The organism is Elioraea tepida, assembly GCF_019203965.1.
GTDB lineage: Bacteria > Pseudomonadota > Alphaproteobacteria > Acetobacterales > Acetobacteraceae > Elioraea_A > Elioraea_A tepida.
The window spans coordinates 597,234-615,312 of record NZ_CP076448.1 but is presented as its reverse complement, the minus strand read 5'-3'; the positions used below and the strand labels follow the sequence as shown (position 1 = coordinate 615,312).

17 protein-coding genes and 2 tRNA genes are annotated in these 18,079 nt (G+C 70.3%); 5 read left to right on the top strand and 14 right to left on the bottom strand.

What is annotated here, in order from left to right; all coding sequences use genetic code 11:
* Positions 1-3: 3 nt before the first annotated feature.
* The 5 genes from KO353_RS02895 to KO353_RS02875 all read left to right on the top strand — a co-directional run bounded on the left by KO353_RS02895 (position 4) and on the right by KO353_RS02875 (position 1,767).
* The gene (locus KO353_RS02895; protein WP_218286269.1) at positions 4-561 is read left to right on the top strand and encodes a gamma carbonic anhydrase family protein; all 558 of its coding nucleotides are present in this window, start codon (positions 4-6) and stop codon (positions 559-561) included.
* Positions 558-1,103: a hypothetical protein gene (locus KO353_RS02890; protein WP_218286268.1), complete on the top strand. Its 546-nt coding sequence runs from the start codon at positions 558-560 to the stop codon at positions 1,101-1,103. The genes KO353_RS02895 and KO353_RS02890 overlap by 4 nt, the downstream gene beginning before the upstream one ends.
* A 62-nt stretch (positions 1,104-1,165) precedes the next feature.
* Positions 1,166-1,242, top strand: a tRNA-Pro gene (locus tag KO353_RS02885).
* Between the two features lie 39 nt (positions 1,243-1,281).
* Positions 1,282-1,590 (top strand): ETC complex I subunit, encoded by a 309-nt coding sequence (locus KO353_RS02880; protein WP_218286267.1) that lies wholly within the window; start codon positions 1,282-1,284, stop codon positions 1,588-1,590.
* A gap of 100 nt (positions 1,591-1,690) precedes the next feature.
* Positions 1,691-1,767 (top strand) — tRNA-Arg (locus KO353_RS02875).
* Positions 1,768-1,816: 49 nt separating this feature from the next.
* Here KO353_RS02875 and bchO read toward each other — a convergent pair.
* The 14 genes from bchO to KO353_RS02805 all read right to left on the bottom strand — a co-directional run bounded on the left by bchO (position 1,817) and on the right by KO353_RS02805 (position 18,076).
* Positions 1,817-2,743: an alpha/beta fold hydrolase BchO gene (gene bchO / locus KO353_RS02870; protein WP_218286266.1), complete on the bottom strand. Its 927-nt coding sequence runs from the start codon at positions 2,741-2,743 to the stop codon at positions 1,817-1,819.
* Between the two features lie 15 nt (positions 2,744-2,758).
* Entirely contained in the window at positions 2,759-4,534 is a 1,776-nt protein-coding gene (locus KO353_RS02865; RefSeq protein ID WP_218286265.1) for a magnesium chelatase subunit D, read from the bottom strand.
* On the bottom strand, positions 4,531-5,556 hold the full coding sequence (gene bchI / locus KO353_RS02860) for a magnesium chelatase ATPase subunit I (RefSeq protein WP_268906206.1): 1,026 nt from the start codon (positions 5,554-5,556) through the stop codon (positions 4,531-4,533). The genes KO353_RS02865 and bchI overlap by 4 nt, the downstream gene beginning before the upstream one ends.
* Before the next feature lie 43 nt (positions 5,557-5,599).
* A complete protein-coding gene (hemA, locus tag KO353_RS02855) occupies positions 5,600-6,811 on the bottom strand; it encodes a 5-aminolevulinate synthase (RefSeq protein ID WP_218286264.1) in 1,212 nt (403 codons plus the stop codon).
* 85 nt (positions 6,812-6,896) lie between these two features.
* Positions 6,897-7,967, bottom strand: coding sequence for a putative photosynthetic complex assembly protein PuhE (gene puhE, locus KO353_RS02850; RefSeq protein WP_218286263.1), 1,071 nt, complete (start codon positions 7,965-7,967; stop codon positions 6,897-6,899).
* A gap of 37 nt (positions 7,968-8,004) precedes the next feature.
* A complete protein-coding gene (gene acsF, locus KO353_RS02845; protein WP_218286262.1) occupies positions 8,005-9,072 on the bottom strand; it encodes a magnesium-protoporphyrin IX monomethyl ester (oxidative) cyclase in 1,068 nt (355 codons plus the stop codon).
* Positions 9,069-9,380, bottom strand: a complete 312-nt coding sequence (locus KO353_RS02840; protein WP_218286261.1) for a hypothetical protein — start codon at positions 9,378-9,380, stop codon at positions 9,069-9,071. The genes acsF and KO353_RS02840 overlap by 4 nt, the downstream gene beginning before the upstream one ends.
* Complete coding sequence (gene puhC / locus KO353_RS02835) at positions 9,377-9,910, bottom strand: photosynthetic complex assembly protein PuhC (protein ID WP_218286260.1); 534 nt, start codon at positions 9,908-9,910, stop codon at positions 9,377-9,379. Before puhC ends, KO353_RS02840 begins: the two co-directional genes overlap by 4 nt.
* Positions 9,911-9,926: 16 nt before the next feature.
* Complete coding sequence (gene puhB, locus KO353_RS02830; RefSeq protein WP_235691996.1) at positions 9,927-10,580, bottom strand: photosynthetic complex putative assembly protein PuhB; 654 nt, start codon at positions 10,578-10,580, stop codon at positions 9,927-9,929.
* Between the two features lie 30 nt (positions 10,581-10,610).
* Complete coding sequence (gene puhA / locus KO353_RS02825) at positions 10,611-11,381, bottom strand: photosynthetic reaction center subunit H (RefSeq protein ID WP_218286258.1); 771 nt, start codon at positions 11,379-11,381, stop codon at positions 10,611-10,613.
* Positions 11,382-11,384: 3 nt separating this feature from the next.
* Entirely contained in the window at positions 11,385-12,839 is a 1,455-nt protein-coding gene (locus tag KO353_RS02820; RefSeq protein WP_218286257.1) for a BCD family MFS transporter, read from the bottom strand.
* Positions 12,840-12,846: 7 nt separating this feature from the next.
* Entirely contained in the window at positions 12,847-13,551 is a 705-nt protein-coding gene (gene bchM / locus KO353_RS02815) for a magnesium protoporphyrin IX methyltransferase (protein WP_218286256.1), read from the bottom strand.
* Positions 13,551-14,477: a ferredoxin:protochlorophyllide reductase (ATP-dependent) iron-sulfur ATP-binding protein gene (gene bchL, locus KO353_RS02810; RefSeq protein ID WP_218286255.1), complete on the bottom strand. Its 927-nt coding sequence runs from the start codon at positions 14,475-14,477 to the stop codon at positions 13,551-13,553. The genes bchM and bchL overlap by 1 nt, the downstream gene beginning before the upstream one ends.
* Positions 14,474-18,076 (bottom strand): magnesium chelatase subunit H, encoded by a 3,603-nt coding sequence (locus tag KO353_RS02805; protein WP_456236923.1) that lies wholly within the window; start codon positions 18,074-18,076, stop codon positions 14,474-14,476. Before KO353_RS02805 ends, bchL begins: the two co-directional genes overlap by 4 nt.
* Positions 18,077-18,079 lie beyond the last annotated feature (3 nt).

Here is an 18,079-nt window from a genome sequence, read left to right as displayed (position 1 = left end):
CGGATGGACGGCCCTCTCTACCCCTTCCAAGGCAAAATGCCGAAGGTCCACCCCACGGCCTGGATCGCGCCCACGGCGGCGATCATCGGCGATGTCGAGATCGGCGAGGGGGCGAGCATCTGGTTCCACGTCGTGATCCGCGGCGACGTGAACCATGTGCGGATTGGCGCGCGCACCAACATCCAGGACGGCTCGATCCTGCACGTCAACCGTGCCACCCATCCGTGCATCATCGGCAACGACGTCACGATCGGGCACATGGCGCTCGTGCATGCCTGCACGGTCAAGAACCGCGGCTTCGTCGGCATGGGCGCGATCGTTCTCGACGGAGCGGTGATCGAGGAGGGCGGCATGCTCGCCGCCGGTGCGGTGCTGACGCCGAACAAGGTGATCGGCCCGGGCGAGCTCTGGGCGGGGTCGCCCGCGACGTTCATGCGCCCCCTCGGCGAGAAGGACCGTTTCCTCGCCGAGACCGCTCCGCACTATGCCGCTCTCGGCGCCCAGTATCGTTCAGAGTACGCCGCTCTGCGCAGCGCCGCCCTGCGCGGCGCGGCGGAGTGACACGGCGCGGCGCCCTCCTCGGCGCGCTCGCGCTCGCCGCCTGCGACGAAGGGCCCAAGGTGGAGCCTGTCTCGCTTCCCGTCGCCGCGCTTCGCGGCACGGCCGATCCGCTCTGGCAGGCGGCCGAGATCGCATCCTTTGCGTTGGCGATGCGGCCTCAGAACCTCGAGGGTAAGCCAGCCGAGGCGGCGTTCGCCGTGATGCTCTACGAGTATGCCGCGGCCGAGGCGGGCAACGGCCGGCTGCACGACCAGAACCCGGGGCGGCTGATGCGCGAAGGAAGGCCCCATCTCCGAGCCGCTGCGGGCCTGATCGGCGAGGCGGAGCCGCAGCGTGTCATCGACGCGCTCTGGTCGGTGACGGAGGCGCTGCGCCGCGGTGACGAGGCGGCTTCGCGTGCCGCGTTCTCCGCCCCGGTGTTCCGCGGTCCCCCCGAGGTGCCGCGCGCTGCACTGTCGCGGCTCGTCGTGCCGCCCCAGGCCGTGCGCGGCCTCCGCGCCCTGCGCGAGGCGCTCGCGCGCGACCAGCTCTCGCCGCGATGACCGCGCGTGCTTGCGTCCGCCTGAGCCGGTCCTTAGGGTGCCGCGCGTCACACGGGCTGTATCGGGGCGTAGCGCAGCCTGGTAGCGCGTCTGCCTTGGGCGCAGAAGGTCGTCGGTTCGAATCCGGCCGCCCCGACCAGTTGCGGCACGCTCGGGTGCGAGGGAGCGACGGGGCACGATGCGGGCGAGGATCCTGAGGCCACCGAAACCGGCAACCCAGTCCGGCCGCGCCGTGACGCGCGACTGGATCCTCGTGTTCGAGCCCTCCGAGCCGCGTCGCCCCGACCCGCTGATGGGTTGGACCAGTTCGGGCGACACGGTGGCGAGCCAGGTCCGGCTCCGCTTTCCTACGCTCGAGGCGGCCGAGGCCTATGCGAAGGCGCATGGCATTACGTACGAGGTCGAGCCGGTGCAGGCGCCGACCCTGAAGCCGAAGGCCTACGCGGACAATTTCCGCTATGGCCGGATCGAGAACTGGACGCACTGAGCGAGGCGGCGACGCCGCAAGATGGGCGGGTCGAGGTGTCGGGTCGCGGCTTGCGTTCCCGGTTGCCGTGCCGCCGCCGAACCGTGTAGCCAAGCCCCGCGGCCCCGTAGCTCAACCGGATAGAGCACCTGCCTTCTAAGCAGGGTGTTGCGTGTTCGAGTCACGCCGGGGTCGCCACCCGTCGGACGCCGCCGGTCGGGAGAGCCAGGGCCTGCCTAGGACGATGTCAGCCGGCAGGCGGCTCGGTCGCCGTCGGCTCGGGGGCGTCTCTCGCCTCGGCCCCGCTCCCCGCCTCGAGGATGATGGCGGCGATCTCCTCCGGTTTCTCCTCATGCGCGAGATGGCCGAGGCCCGGCAGGGTGACGATCCGCGCCGAGGGAAGGATCGCCCTCACCCGAAGCGCGTCAGAGGGTGGAATCGTGCGGTCGTTCTCGCCGACGACCAGGGTGAGCGGCGGAGCGAGCCGCGGCAGGGCGCGGGCGAGAGCATTGAGATCCCACGCCGCCATCATCCCGAGTGCAGCGGCGACATGGCTTGGGTGCCGCATCAGCGCGGCATAGAGGTCGATGCCCGCCGGATCGAGGGTCGAGCCGGTTCCGCGCAACAGACGCTCGACGGCGGAGCGATCCGCTGCCCGACGGGAGATCAGCCACGGCACGATCGGCAGTGAGACGAGCATGCGGGCAAGGGCGGAGAAGATGAAGAGATCCCCAGGGCCGCCGCGGAGTGGCAGAAGCGCTCCGTTCAGCGACACGATCGCGCGCGGGCGCGCGAGCCCGTCGAGCGACATCGCCGCGGCGACCGCGGCGCCAGCGGAGTGGCCGACGATCACCGCGGGCTCAAAATCGAGCGCTGTGACCAGCGCCGCAACCGACCTTGCCATGCCGGGAAGCGACAGGGCGTGCGCCGGCGGCGTGTCGGTGAAGCCATGGCCGGGCAGGTCGGGAGCGACCACGGTGAAGGCCCGGGCGAGCAGCGGCAGAAGCCCGCGCCAGGAATGGGTCGCCGCTCCGGTCCCGTGAAGCAGCAAGAGGGCCGGGCCCGTTCCGGCGACCTGGACATGCCAGCGGAACCCGCCGGCGCGGAGGAAGCGGCTTGCCTCCCGGTTCGGCCAGTGACGGCCCTCGTGCTCCCAAGCCGGGCGGCCCGACATGACCGCCTTTGACGCTCAGGCGGCGCGCGCCGGGGTCTGGCCCGGCTGAACGGCCTTCACGGCGCGCGACAGGGCGGCGGCATCGGCATAGGGCAGCGGCAGGTAGCGCGCCCCCATCGCGCGCGCGACCCGCTCGGCCTGGGCCTGAGGCCGCGTCGACGTGTCGATGAGCACGGCGGCGAGCCGACGCGCCGCGAGCCGACGCGCCGCCGCGAGCGCCTCGGCCTCCGCCGCCTCGCGCCCCCCGGTGCCAGCCAAGGTCACATTGGCCCGCCCGTCGGTGAGCAGCACCAGAACCGGCGTGCCGCCCCGGCGCAGCACCGCCTCGGCGAGCGCCTCCGCCGCCTCGAGGCCGGCCGCGAGCGGCGTGCCGCCGCCACCGGGCAGGGCGGCAAGCAAGCGCCGCGCACGCACCAGCGAGCCCGTCGGCGGCAGAAGGAGTTCGGCGCCGCGGCCGCGGAACGCGATCAGTGCAACCCGGTCACGCCGCACGTAGCAATTTGCGAGCAGAAGCTCGACCGCGCCCTTCGCTTCGGCGAGGCGCGCGAGAGCGGCGGAGCCGGACGCGTCGACGACGAAGATCGTCGTGGTTTCGCTCCGCTCGCGATAGCGCCGGATGCGGAAATCCTCGCGCCTGACGGCAATGTGCGGCCGCGTGCCCCCTGCCTCGGCGGGCTGCCGCAGACGCTGCCACGGCGCCGCGGCGCGCAGCGTGTCGAGAAGTGCGAGGCGCGCTCCGCCGCGCGGCAGGCCCGGCCGCGCGGCGAGCGGCGCCCCGCGCAGCTTCGAGACCTTCGCCGCCCCTGCCTTTCCCCCGCCAAGAGCGCGTCGCGGTCCTGCGCCCGCAAGCGCCGAAAGGAGGTCGGGCGGAACCGCCGCCGCCGCGGCGGTGAGAACGACCTCGGCGAGCGCCTTCGGATCGAGGCCCTCGGTGTCATCTCCCTCGGGGGGGCGGTCGGGAGCTGCCGCGTCCTCCGGCTCGCGGTCCGGCGGCGCCTCCGCCTCCTCGGTCGGGGCGGGAAGCACGGTGGCGCGCGGCGCAAGCACGAGCCGGCCGGCGGCGATCAGGTCCTCCTCGCCGATCTCCTCGCGGCCATGCAGGGCCGCGGCGGCCCGGGCGGCTGAAAGGGCGAGCGACGGTGCGCGCAGCGAGCCGATGCCCAAGGCGAGCGCGGTCTGGCACAGCGCCTCGACCGCCGCGTCGGTGACGGTGACGGCGCGGAGGCGTTGCTGCGCCCGCGCGATGGTGTCGGCGTTCACATCGGGCAGAGCGGCCTCGCCGAGCGGCACCGAGGTGAGGTCGGCCAAGAGCGCGAGCCGCTCGCTCAGGGCAGCAGGGCAGCGTTCGTCCTCGCCCGCGCTTTCGTCGATCAGCACGAGAGCGATCCGCGCCGCGTGCCGGAGCGCGAGCCCGTCGCGTTCGGCGACGACCTCACCGCGGTCGAGCACGGCGGCGAGGCGAGCCGCGAGGGGCGGCGGAATCCGCTCCGCCATGGGAACGATCAGTACGCCGCCATCGGCCTCGGCAAGGACCCCCCGCTCGGCGACCGGCCGTCCTGCCCGAAGCGTCGCGGCGAGATCGAGCCCGCCGAGCAGGCGCTCGTCGCCCACCCCGGGTGGCAGGCGGCGAAAGGGAACGGATTCGGGAAACAGGGTGCGGAACCAAGCGAGCCAGCGGTCGCGCACCGGTCCTGGCCGGGCGCGGAGGACGATGCCGCGGAGACGGTCGGGGTCGACGGCAAGAAGGATGGCGGCGAGCGTGGCGTCCGCCCAAGCCGCTGGCCCGGTCACGCGCCGAACACCTCGGCGATCGCCCGCTCCACGCGCGTGGTGGCGACAGTCTCGTCGAGCACGTTGCGGCGAAGCCGGTGGCGCAGGGCGGGCGGCGCCACACGGCGAAGATGGGGAGCGGCAACCACGCGCTCGCCCTCGAAGGCGGCGAACGCCCGGGCCGCACGCACGAGGGTGAGCTCGCCCCTCAGCCCATCGGTGCCGAGCGAGAGGCAGAGGCGTGCGGCCTGCTCGATCACAGCATCGGGCACAGTAGTGTCGTCGAGCCGGCGCCTCGCGGCGACGATCCGGCGCCGCAGTTTCGCCTCCTCCGGCGCCCAGGCGGCGGCGAAACCGGCAGGGTCGCGCTCGAAGGCGTCACGACGCCGCACCACCTCCACCCGGGTGGGGAGATCGGTCGGGGTCGCAACCTCCACCGAGAGCCCGAAGCGGTCGAGAAGCTGCGGGCGGAGTTCTCCTTCCTCCGGGTTGCCGCTGCCGACGAGCACGAAGCGTGCGGGATGGCGGATCGAGAGACCCTCCCGTTCCACCACGTTCTCTCCAGATGCGGCGACGTCGAGCAGGAGGTCGACGATGTGGTCCTCGAGAAGATTTACCTCGTCGATGTAGAGGAAGCCGCGGTGTGCGCGCGCGAGCAGGCCGGGCTCGAAGGCCTTTACGCCTTGGGCGAGGGCGCGCTCGATGTCGAGGGCGCCGACCACACGGTCCTCCGTCGCACCGAGCGGGAGATCGACCACCGGCACCGGCACGAGCGCCGCGCGGTGCCGCTTCCCGCCGCCGCGGCAGACGTCGCACAGCCCCGCAGGCTTCTCCGGGGCGCAGGCGTAGGGGCAGCCTGCGATCACGCGCATCGGCGGAAGCAGGGCGGCGAGCGCGCGCACGGCGGTGGATTTGCCCGTGCCGCGGTCACCGAACACGAGAACCCCGCCGATCGTTTGGTCGACCGCAGCGATCAGAAGCGCGAGCTTCATCTCGTCCTGGCCGACGATGGCCGAGAAGGGGAACAGGGGCCGCGGCGTCACGCCGCGAGCATGACCCGCACCCCGCTTTGCGGCAAGCGCCGCCTCATGCCGCACGGCGCAGGCTCAACTCCGACCAGATCTCCGACAGCGCGCCGACGAGATGCTCGATGTCGGCTTCGGTATGCAGCGGCGAGGGCGTGAGGCGAAGCCGCTCGGTGCCACGCGGGACGGTCGGATAGTTGATCGGCTGGACATAGATCCCGTAGGCGTCGAGCAGGATGTCGCTGATCCGCTTGCAGGCGACCGGGTCTCCGACCATCACCGGAACGATGTGGCTTGGGTTGGCGAGGTGCGGCACGCCGGCGGCGTCGAGGCGACGGCGGAGCAGCGCGACCCGCTCGTGCATGAGCGCCCGTTCCGTGCCGCTGTTCCTGAGATGCGTGATCGAGGCGATGGCACCTGCCGCGACATGGGGCGGGATCGCGGTGGTGAAGATGAAGCCAGAGGCGTTGGAGCGGACGAAGTCGCACAGCGCGGCGGAGGCCGCGATGTAGCCGCCGAGCACGCCGAACGCCTTGCCGAGCGTTCCCTCGATCACCGTGATCCTGTCGGAGAGGCCTTCGCGTTCGGCCACGCCGCCGCCGCGCGGGCCGTAGAGCCCGACGGCGTGCACCTCGTCGAGATAGGTCATCGCGCCGAACTCCTCCGCCGCGTCGCAGATCGCGGCGATCGGCGCGATGTCGCCGTCCATCGAGTAGACGCTCTCGAAGGCGACGAGCTTCGGGCGCTCGCGGGGGAACTCGGCGAGCTTGCGTCGGAGATCGTCGGGGTCGTTATGGGCGAAGATCCGGCGCTCGGCGCGGCTGTGCCGTATCCCCTCGATCATCGAGGCGTGGTTGCCCTCGTCGGAGAAGACGACGCAGTCGGGAATACGTGCGGCGAGGGTGGCGAGGCTCGCCCAGTTCGACATGTAGCCCGAGTTGAAGATGAGCGCCGCCTCCTTGCCGTGCAGCTCGGCGAGCGTGGCCTCGAGCCGGACGTGATAGTGGTTCGTTCCGCCGATGTTGCGCGTGCCGCCGGCGCCGGCGCCGCAACGGTCGAGCGCCTCGTGCATCGCGGCAAGCACATCCGGGTGCTGCCCCATGCCGAGATAGTCGTTGCTGCACCAGACGATCACCTCCCGACGGCCCTGCGCCGTGTGCAGGATCGCGCGGGGGAATGCGCCGGCGATCCGCTCGATGTCGGCAAACACCCGGTACCGTCCCTCCCGGCGGAGACCGTCGAGATGCTGGCGGAAAAAGGCCTCGTAGTTCATGGTGCCTCCGCGAAGCGGCTCTGCCGCACGCCGTCGTCCTGTCGTCCGGGAGCGTGCGGCGTCATCCCGGTCGTGTCGAACGTCGTCATGTCGCCTCCGGCACGGGCTCGGCGGCCGCGCACGCGGCGATCGCCGCCTGGAGCCGCGCGAGATCCACACCTCGGCCGACTGCCGTGACGCGCGCCTCGGCGGATGCCGGCGCGGCGCATTCGCTGATCGTCGCGCCGCGCGGTGTGGCGTAGAACTCGACCCAGCCTGACCCGGCACGCACGCTGCCGCTCAAGGTCTCGACCTCGCCATAGGCGCCGCGCGACGCGTCGTCGAGCACGCGCTTCAGCGTCACCGGGTCACATGGGCCCGGAAGGGAGGCTGTCCAGGCGCTGCGTGCCCGGCCGCGTGCCTCCGCGCGCAGACTCCACGCCCAGAGCAGGACGGATGGAATGGGCAGCACCAGGAACCAGTGCTCGAGCACCGCAAGCGCAAACATGGTGCCGAGAAAGATCTGGCCCGCTGCCGCCGACGCGCTCACCCCTTCGGCGGTCGCGCCCTGGAACAGCAGCAGCGAGCCGATCGTTCCGCCCGTGATGGACAGCGGGAACAGGAGGTTCATCGGCCGCCGCCGGAAATAAGTCTGCAGATAGGCGAGGTGATCGGGGAGGAACTCCTCGGCGAGGTTCGGCACGCCGAGAAACAGGTTGAGCTTGGCGCTCAGCCGCATCACCCACAGAAGCAGATAGGTCCAGAGGCCGACGAGGTTCTCCCCGCCCCAGGTGAACGCAACGATCAGCACCGCGCCGGCGAGGATGGCGAGCTCGTGATAGAGGATCGCGCCCACCGCCTGGCCGAAGCGCCGAAGCGGCGTGGCGTCGATATCGGCCGGCATCCGGCGCGGGCCGGTGAGGAGCCCCATCAGGAACGCCATCTCCTGCCATGCCCAGATCATCAGGCCGCAGAGGAAGGCCAGATAGGCGCCGGCGAGCGAGGTGTCGAACGCTGTCTCGCCGAGGCCCCAGAGAGCGAGGGCGGCAAGCGCGGTGGCGATGCCGAGGCTTGCGCGGAAGGTTCGCGGATCAAGCCGATCCAGCCAGAGGATCACGCCGGTGGAAAACCACCAGGCGAACACCGTGAAGACCGCCGGGAGGAGGAGCTCGGTCATCCTGCGCGCGCCTCGCCTCCGGTCGCCGCCGCCACCGCTACCAGGCCGGCGCGAGGCGCACGCGCTCGGGCAGTGCGGCGTGCTTGCCGGGAAGCAGGAAGAGGCGGAGGAAGGTCGCGACTGCGTTGGCCTGGAGGCCAAGCCGGCGCAGCCTGCCGCCGATGCCTCGCTGCGACTTCGCCTCGCCGAGCGCCTGGTTGATCCGGAACAGCTTGTCGAGCCCGCGCAGGAAGGCGGGGTTGTCGAGATCAAGAGTCACAGGGAAGACCTGCTTGCTGATCTCGGCGGTGATGCGGAACACCTGCATGTCGTAGCTCGTCGCGTCCATCCCGAGCGCCTTGTGGAACTCGGGCCGCATGTGGTCGCGCACATACATCGTCGCATAGACGGCGAGCTGGAAGAACTTCACCCAGAGCTTATTCAGGCCCCGCAGGAGCTCGGGGTTGGCGCGCATCAGGAGCGCGAACGCCTCGCCGTGGCGGAACTCGTCGTTGCACCACTTCTCGAACCACTGGAAGATCGGGTGGAAGCGCCGCTCCGGGTTGCGCTCGAGTTGGCGATAGATGGTGATGTAGCGGGCGTAGCCGATCTTCTCCGAGAGGTAGGTGGCGTAGAAGATGAACTTCGGCTTGAAGTAGGTGTACTTCTTGGCCTTCGTCAGGAAGCCGAGATCAACGCCGACGCCGAGGCCCTTCAGCGTCTCGTTGATGAAGCCGGCGTGACGCGACTCGTCGCGCGCCATCACTGCGAAGAGCTCCTGAACGTCAGGATTCTTGATGCGCTTCTTGATCTCGGCGTAGAGCACGCAGCCCGAGAACTCCGCCGTGACGGAGCTGACCAGGAACTCCATGAACTCCTTGCGCAGCTGCGGCGACAGATCCTCGAGCCGAAACTGGTCGAACTCGGGCGTGCGCACGAAATGGCCCTTGTTCGGGTCGGCCCGGAACTCCTGCATCAGCCTATCCCAGTCCTCGCGGATGGGGCTGACGTCGAGGCGGTCCATCGCGTCGAAGTCGGTGGTGTAGAAGCGCGGCGTCAGGATCGTGTCCTGCAGCGCGAGCCGCGTGGTCTCGTTCGTCGCCTTGAGCGGGGTGACGGCGTTCATGCTGCCTCCTGCGGAAGCTCGATGTCCTCGAAGCCGACGTTGAACAGCTCGGCGAAAGTGAAGAAGCCGGCGATGTGAACCAGCGCGCGATCGAACCACCCGCCGCGACGGAGGGTCGCCCTGACCTGCATCGTCTTCCGCTCGCCGAAGGGAATGCCGGCGGGCGCGCCGTGCATCACGATCTCGTCTCCGGGCCTCACCTCGACCCCGACGGGGATCGAGTAGGCGTGCAGGCTGTCGCTGGTCTGCTCGAGATCGAGATCGACCAGGATCTCTTCCGTGCGGCGGCCAAGGAGCCAGTCGATCATCGCGGTGTTCCTCCCGGTGCAAAGGGCGCGTGCACGGCCACGGCCTGCGCCGCAGATCGCTGCGCGCTGCCGCCGGGGCCGAGCAGGATCGCGGTGAAGGTCTCGACCTGGGTTGGCCCGAAGGCGCCGAGATCGACGAAGCGGCCCGTCTCCGGGTCCTCGAGCGTCAGCTGCCCGCTGCTCCAGGCGGTGAGCCTGAAGGGGCTCTCCGGCCCGGGCGCTGCGCTGCGCTTCCGTTCGCGTGCAAGCCCGCGCAGCGTGGCGCGCACAAAGCCGCCCGTGCCCGGCGCGAACTCCCTCACGAGCTCGCCCGTCTGCGCATCAGAGATTCGGATCGCTCCGTAGGACGTGTCCTCGAAGCGAAGCTCGCGGCTGATCTGCGGCGTGCCGGCGGGCCGCGACGGTTCCACGCCCATGCTGCGGACGACCGCCACACCGACGATCGTGATCGCGATGGCCGCCGCCGCAAGGATCAGCGGCGCGCGCGGGAAGCTTGGGCGCGGGCTTGGCGTGGTCGGCTCGGTGTCCATCCTGTCCTCCCGGCGCTCACACCATCGCCGCTGCGGGCCGCTCAGCCCCGATCGGCTGATCCGCCGGCAGCTCGAGCGGCTGTACGGGCGCTTCCGTCGCGGCGGCAAGGGCGCGGCTGAGGAGCTGCGCGACCCGTTCGGCCTCCGGAATGCATCGCAGCATCGGCTCTGGCCTCGCGAAACGCCACGGCCGCGCATGCGGCCACAGGAGAACATAGGCGATCTTCTGGTTCGGAACCAAGCGCAGCGCGATGTCGCCGACGCCCCCGCCATGCAGCTTCAGCCCGGCCGCCTCGATCGCCGCGAACGGGATGTTGAACGACATCGGCAGCGCCACACCGGCGCGGATCACCACGCGGCGATCGGTGATCGTGTAGAGCGTGCTGCGCGCCGCGGCCCAGGCATAGAGAGCGAGCGGAATGATCGCCGCCGCGCCGAGGATCAGGAGCAGGCCTGCTCCGGCGGCAATGTCACCGGCGGCGGCACCGTCAGATGCGAGCGAGAGCCCGCGCCACGCGGCGAGCGCGGCGAAATACCATCCGATCGTGCGCACGTGCAGCGCGCGCCGCGCGAGCGCCCCCCGATCCGGAGCGCCCTGCCAGAGGATGGTCTCGCCGGCGGGCAGAACCTCGGGCAGCCCAGGGATAGGTTCGTGGTCATGTTCCCGCACGGCGGCTCTCCTCTGGCTTGGCATACGCACTCAGATGAGCGGCTCCTGTCGCGCCCGTGTCGCGTAGAGGTGTCCGGAGGCGAAGTAGGCGCAGATCCGGTCCTCCTCGCGCAGCGTCACCTGGTTCGGATTCGCAAGTCCCGGCGCGTCGGCGAACTGGCTCGCGAGCACCGAGACCACCCGGATCTGCTTCTTCTTCCCATCGACGCGCGCGAGCGTCATCGGCACGAGCACCCGGCGTGTGCCGATATCGACCTCGAGATACCGCACGAGCACCTCGGAGATGTCGATCCAGGCGTCGGTGCAGGTTCCGGCGACCTTGCCGTCCGCACCGACAACGGGCATGCCGCGCGGGTCCGGGTCCTCAGCGGCGAGGGTCCAGCCGGGAGCGGTGCGGAGCGGAACGATCTTCGGCACGCCATCATCGAAGGTGAGGTCCGGCACGTCGGCGCGCTGCGCATAAGCCGCCGGCCCGACCCCATCCACCATCGGGTTCCCGGTGGGAACAAGTGGCGCACCGAAGAAGCTCGCGGCCGGTACGGCGCCTACCACCGGCGGCTCCACCTCGTTCGTGCGCGGGACGGTGATGCTGTGGCCGTCATGCGTGATGAAGGTCTTGGGCGGCGGCATGTCGGGGAAGCCGACCACGCGCACGCGCCCTTTCCGGTCGGTCACCAGCGGATAGCCCTCCCGCTTGCTCTCGCGATGGAGCCAGAACACGAGGGCGGCGAAGAACAGCCAGAACACGTAGAGGCTGATGAAGGCGATGTCGAAGTGCTCGGTGATGGTCGTGGACGGCATGGGTCACCTCGCCAGGCTGGGTGTTGGCTCGCCAGCGGAGCGCGGCGGCTGGGCGAGCGTTGTTGCGGGAAGCGGCGCCCCCGCGTGGCGCACGAGCGGGCCGATGACGGCCAGCGTCAGGAAGAGCAGCGCGATCTCGAGCGCATAGACGGCGAGATAGCCGGTGGCGGCATCGTTCAGCGCCTCGCCGAGCGCGCCCGAGGCGGCTGAGCCCGAGACGAGATCGCGGATCACGCTCCCGGCCGCGATCGCCGCGCCCGAGGCGGTCGCCTGAACCGCTCCCCAGGCGCCGAGCGCAAGCCCAATCCGGCCGGGCTTGGCGAAGCGCATGCAGGCAGTGAGCGAGCCGTGGAAGAACATGCCGCTGCCGAGGCCGATCAGCGCAGTCGCCACAGCAAGCAGCACGGCCGAGCCGAGCGGGGCGGAGAGCGAGAGGGCGGCGAAGGCGAAGGCGCCGACGAGCGCGCCGTGCGCCGCCGCCCTGTGCTCGTCGGTGCCTCCGCGGATCGCGCGCGCGGCGGCGACGAAGCCCGCGATGCCGCCGCCTGCGAGAAGCGCGGTCAGAAGCGTTGTTCCGGACACCGGGATCGCGAGTACCTGCCCGCCATAGGGTTCGAGCAGCACGTCCTGCATGCCGAATGCCGCCGAGCCGAGGCCGACGGCGATCAGACGCCTGCTCCAGCGCCCGCCCGCCCGCAGCTCGGCCCAGGCCTCGCCGAAGCTCGGGCGCGGCGCGCTGTGCGCCGTCCGGGCGGGGTCGCGCGGCTCCTGCTTCCACAGAGCAATGCCGTTCAGCACCATGGTCAGCACCGCGGCACCCTGGATCACCTGGATCAGCCGCAGCTGGCTGAACTCGGCGAGCAGGACGCCGAAGGCGAGGGCGGAGACGATCATGCCGACGAGCAGCATCACCGACATCAGCGCCACCACCCGCGGCTGGCTCTCCTCGCGGGCGAGATCGGTCGCAAGCGCGAGCCCGACCGTCTGAACCGTGTGCAGCCCCGCCCCGGCCAGAAGGAAGGCGAGCGCTGCGGCGAGCTGGCCGTAGATCGCGGGCCAGGTCGTGTCGCCGGAGAGCAGCAGGAGCGCGAAGGGCATGATCGCGAGCCCGCCGAACTGCAGCAGCGTGCCGAACCAGATGTAGGGAACGCGACGCCAGCCGAGATGCGACCGGTGCGTGTCGGACCGGAAGCCGATCAGCGCCCGGAACGGAGCGAAGGCGATCGGCAGAGCGATCATCACCCCGACCACCGAGGCGTGGACGCCGAGCTCGACGATCATCACCCTGTTGAGCGTGCCGATCAGCAGCACCGCACACATGCCGACCGAGACCTGGAACAAAGCGAGCCGAAGCAGCCGGCCGAGCGGCAGGTCAGGCGTGGCCACATCGGCGAACGGCAGGAACCTCGGCGCGATGCGCCGCCAGCGTCGCGCGAGCCTCTCGTTCAGCCCCTTCATCCGGTCCTCACCATTGCCGGACGAGCTCCTGCGCCTGCGACGTGTAGAAGCCCCGCGACACGCGCCGGGTGCGGCCGAGGCGCCAGCCCGAGAGGGCCTCTTCGCTTGCGATCAGTCGCCCGAGCCGCCTCGGGCCGACGGGTTCGATCGCCGGCGCACGATCGCCGCGCGGAAAGAGCCGCCCGACCGCGTGCATCAGGGCAAGCGCGGGCGTTCGCGGCGCGAAGGTGAAGAGGATGCTCAGCCGCGTGCGCGCGGCGAGCCCCGCAATCGCCTCCACCGCGTCAGCCGCCCGATAGTGGATCAGGCTGTCCATCGCCACGACATGGTCGAAGGTGCCAAAGCAGGGATCGAGCATGTCGCCTGCATGGAACGTCACCCTGCCGCGCAGGTGCTGCGCCTCGGCCCGCTCTCGCGCGAGCCCGATCAAGGTCGGCGAGAGATCAACCGCCACGACATCGGCGCCGCGCGCCGCCGCAGCGACGGCAAGGGAACCCGTTCCGCACCCGGCATCGAGGATGCGCAGGCCCGAGAGGTCCTCAGGCAGCCAGGAGAGGAGGGTGGCGCGCATCATCTCGCGACCGGCACGAACGGTCGCCCTGATGCCGCTCACGGGCGCATCGGAGGTCAGCCTCTTCCAGGCCTCGACCGCTGTCCGGTCGAAATAGGTGAGAAGCTCTCCGCGCCGCTCGTGATAGGTCGCTGCAGCCATCAGTCGAACCCCAACAGGTCGAAGATCTCGCGGTCCTTCAGAGGCTCCGCCTCGATCGGCTCGACGCCGGCCCAGAGCGTCTCGGCGAGCCTGAGATACTCCTCCTGCACCGCCTTGAGTTCGGGACTGTCCTCCATCTCGAACAAGGTGACTTTCTTCAGCCGCGAGCGTCGGATCACATCGAGTGCGGGGAAGTGCGCGAGGGTGCGCAGGCCCGTTGCCTGGTTGTAGCGCTCGATCTGGTCGGTGCTCTCCGAGCGGTTGGCGATCACGCCCCCGATCCGGACCGTGTAGTTCCGTGCCTTGGCCGAGATCGCCGCGACGATCCGGTTCATCGCGAAGATGCTGTCGAAGTCGTTGGCGGCAACGATGAGGCCGCGATCGGCATGCAGGAGGGGAGCCGCGAAACCGCCGCAGACCACGTCGCCGAGCACGTCGAAGATGACGACGTCGGTCTCCTCGAGGAGGTGATGCTCCTTGAGAAGCTTCACCGTCTGGCCGACGACGTAGCCGCCGCAGCCTGTGCCAGCCGGCGGCCCGCCGGCTTCGACGCAGAGCACGCCGTTATAGCCCTCGACGACGAAGTCCTCGGGCCGCAGCTCCTCGGCGTGGAACTGCACCTGTTCGAGCACGTCGATCACCGTCGGGATCAGCCGCTTGGTCAGGGTGAAGGTGCTGTCGTGCTTCGGGTCGCAGCCGATCTGCAGCACGCGGCGGCCGAGCTTCGAGAAGGCGACGGAGAGGTTGGAGGAGGTCGTGCTCTTGCCGATACCGCCCTTGCCGTAGACGGCGAACACCTTCGCTCCCTCGATCCGATAGATCGTGTCGGGATGGACCTGGACGCTGCCCTCGCCATCACCGCGCGCGCGTGCTGCGGTGCGGGAGAGCGCCGGCGCTGCGGGGCGGGGGGGGGTGATGACGGTCATGCGGGAACTCCCTGGGTGATGCCTTCGAGGCGGTCCTCGAGGTCCTCGCCGGCGCGGCGGAGCGCCTCGAGCATCTCTGGATCGGGGCTCCAGTAGCGGCGCTCATGCGCCTCGATCAGCCGGTTGGCGATCCGCGCCGAGGCGGTCGGGTTCAGCTTCGCGAGCCGCTCGCGCATCTCGGGGTCGAGCATGTAGGTCTGGGCGAGGTGGTGGTAGACCCACGGGGCGACCTCGCCCGTCGTCGCCGACCAGCCCAGCGTGTTGGTGACATGCGCCTCGATCTCGCGCACCCCCTCGAACCCGTGCTTGAGGAGGCCCTCGTACCATTTCGGGTTCAGCATCCGTGTGCGCGTCTCGAGCGCAACCTGTTCCGCGATCGTTCGGATCTTCCCCTCGCCGCGCGTCTGGTCGCCGATATAGACCGCCGAGGGCAGGCCGCCGCGGGCGCGCCGCACAGCACGGCTGATGCCGCCGAGCGTGTCGAAATAGTGGTCGATCGTGGTGACGCCGACCTCGACGCTGTCGAGGTTCTGGTAGGTGACGTCGACGGTGGCGAGGATCTCTGCGAGCACCGTGTCGTTGCGCGCAGGCTTGCCGTCGATGCCGAAGGCGAAGCCCTTCCGTTTCACGAACGCCTCGGCGAGCTCGTCCTCGTCGTTCCAGGCGCCTTCGCCGACCAGCTGGTTGACGTTGGCGCCATAGGTGCCGTCCGCGTTGCTGAAGACGCGGAGCGCTGCCTCCTCAAGCGTTCCGCCGTGCTTCGCCACATGGGCGAGAGCGTGGCGGCGGATGAAGTTCATTTCCTCGGGCTCGTCGGCTTTGGCCGCGAGCAGGGCAGCCTCGGCGAGAAGCTTCATCTGCAGGGGCAGGAGGTCACGGAAGATCCCGGAGGTGGTGATGACCACATCGATCCGAGGACGGCCGAGCGTCTCGAGCGGAACCAGTGCCGCGCCAGTGACGCGGCCGTAGCTGTCAAGCCGCGGCACAGCACCCATCAGCGCAAGCGCCTGAGCGATTGGCCCGCCCTCCGTCTTCAGGTTGTCGGTTCCCCAGAGCACCATCGCCACGGTTTCGGGGAGCGGGTTGCCTTCGGCGAGGTGACGCTCGAGCAGCCGCTGCGCCTGGCGCTTGCCATCCTCCACCGCGAACGCGGACGGAAGCTTGAACGGATCGAAGCCGTGGATGTTCCGCCCCGTCGGCAGCACGTCCATGCTGCGCAGCAGATCGCCCCCTGGGGCGGGTCGGATGTAACGGCCCTCGAGCGCGCGCAAGAGGGCAGGGATCTCGTGGTCGGTAGCGAGCAGCGAATCGAGGCGCGCGCGCATCTCGCGGTCGCTGATGCCGGCCGCGTCGAGGAGCTCGGCGCGCTGCGCCGCGTCAGGCGGCTCCCCCACGACATGCAGCCCGTGCGGGATCAGCGTGTATTCGAGCTCGAGAAGGGCGGCGCCGAGCGCCGCGATCCGTTCCGCCGCCTCTTCCCTCCACACGGGTTCGGTCGCCGCGAGGTCGACCGCCGCCGCCTGCGCCTGGATCATCCCGGCGAGAGCCGCGCGCTGGCCGGCATCGGCATCCGGCTCGAGCGCGCGCCAGCGATCGAGCGAGGCTTTGAGGTCAAGCAGGCCGCGGTAGAGGCCGGCATGTGTCACCGGCGGCGTGAGATAGCTCACCAGCGTCGCCCCAGCCCGTCGCTTCGCGAGCAGCCCCTCGGAAGGGTTGTTCGAGGCGTAGAGGTAGATGTTGGGAAGATCGGCGATCAGCCTGTCCGGCCAGCACTCCGCCGAGACGCCGACCTGCTTGCCGGGCATGAACTCGAGCGCGCCATGGGTGCCGAAATGAAGCACCGCATCGGCGCCAAAATCCTCGCGCAGCCAGCGGTAGAAGGCACTGAACGCATGCGTCGGAGCGAAGCCGTGCTCGAACAGGAGCCGCATCGGATCGCCCTCGTAGCCGAAGCCCGGCTGAACCCCGACGAAGACGTTGCCGAACCGCGCGCCGAGGATGAACAGGTCACGCCCGTCGGTGTTGTGGCGCCCCGGCGCAGGCCCCCACTGCTTCTCGATCTCGGCAAGCCACGGTGTGCGTCGCACGTGGTCGTCGACCGTGATCCGCGCCGCGACGTTCGCCACCGTCCCGAAACGCTCGCGATTGCCGCTGAGGATCGCCTCGCGGAGCGCGTCCACCGTCGGCGGCAGGTCGACCGCATAGCCTGCGTCGCGCATCGCGACGAGCGTGTTGAACAGGGAGGCGAAGACGCCGAGATAGGCGGCCGTGCCGGTCGTGCCCGCGTTGGGCGGGAAGTTGAAGAGCACGATCGCGACCTTCTTCTCGGCGGCGGGCCGCTTGCGCAGGTCCACGAGCCGCGCGACCCGCCGCGCGAGCGTCACCGAGCGTTCCGGATGCGGCATCATGTCGCGCGCGCAGGAGACGCCGTCGCAGCCGGGGCACGGGGTGCCCTCTCGCGCGCCGCCGCAACGGCCCCCGAAGGTCATCGGCCAGATTCCGCCATCGAGCTCCGGGATCGCGACCATCATCGTCGCCTCGACCGGCAGGAGGCCGCGCCGGTCGGCGCTCCAGTCGCGCATGGTCTGGAACTCGAGCGGGTGGGCCGTGACGTAGGGCACGTCGAGCCGTGCGAGAAGCTCCTCCGCGGCGCGCGAGTCGTTATAGGCGGGGCCACCCACCAGCGAGAAGCCGGTCAGCGACACGACCGCGTCCACCGCCGCGCGGCCGTCGCGCATGAAGAAGCGCTCGATCGCAGGGCGCGCATCGAGGCCGGCGGCGAAGGCGGGGATCACGGTCAACCCCTCGGCCTCGAGCGCGGCGATCACGCCGTCATAGTGGCGCGCGTTGCTCGCAAGAACGTAGGAGCGCAGAACGAGGACGCCAACGGTGCCGCGCCTTCCCTGCCGCGGCAGCGCCTCGAGCCGCTCCGTCACCCGCCCCTCCGCCCGCGGGTGATACAGGCCGACATCAGGGTAATGGACCGGGGCCGGAACGCTGAGGGTGCCTGCGAGTCCCTTGCGCGGGCCATTCGCATACCGGTTGACGAGCATCGCAACCATGCCCGCGAGATTCTCCGCCGAGCCCGCGAGCCAGTACTGAAGCGTCAGGAAATACGCCCGAACGTCCTGTGCCGTGCCGGGAATGAAACGGAGAAGCCGCGGCAGCTCCCGCAGCATTTTCATCTGCCCCTTGCCGCTTGCGGGCGCCTCCCCCGGCTTCGTCCGGCCACGCAATCGCCTGAGCAGGCCGACGATGCTGGATGCCTGGGCCGACATGTCGAACCGGCCAAGTCGGGTGAGCTTCACGATCTCAGGCGCGGAGAGGCAGCAAGCGATGGCATCGCAGTGCTCGCGACGCGCCCGAAGCGCAGGCTCGACGAGGCGGATATGGTCCTCGAGAAACAGCATGCCGACGACGAGGATGTCGGCGCGCGCGATGTCCTCGAGGCAGGCAGTGAGCTTCGCCGCGTCAGAGGCGAACTCGTCGGCCGCGTGGAGCACGAGGTCGAGGCCCGGGATCTCACGCCGCAGCCTCTCGCGTGCGACGGCGACCGCACCGCCGAAATGGCTGTCCATCGTGACGATGGCGACGCGCACGGC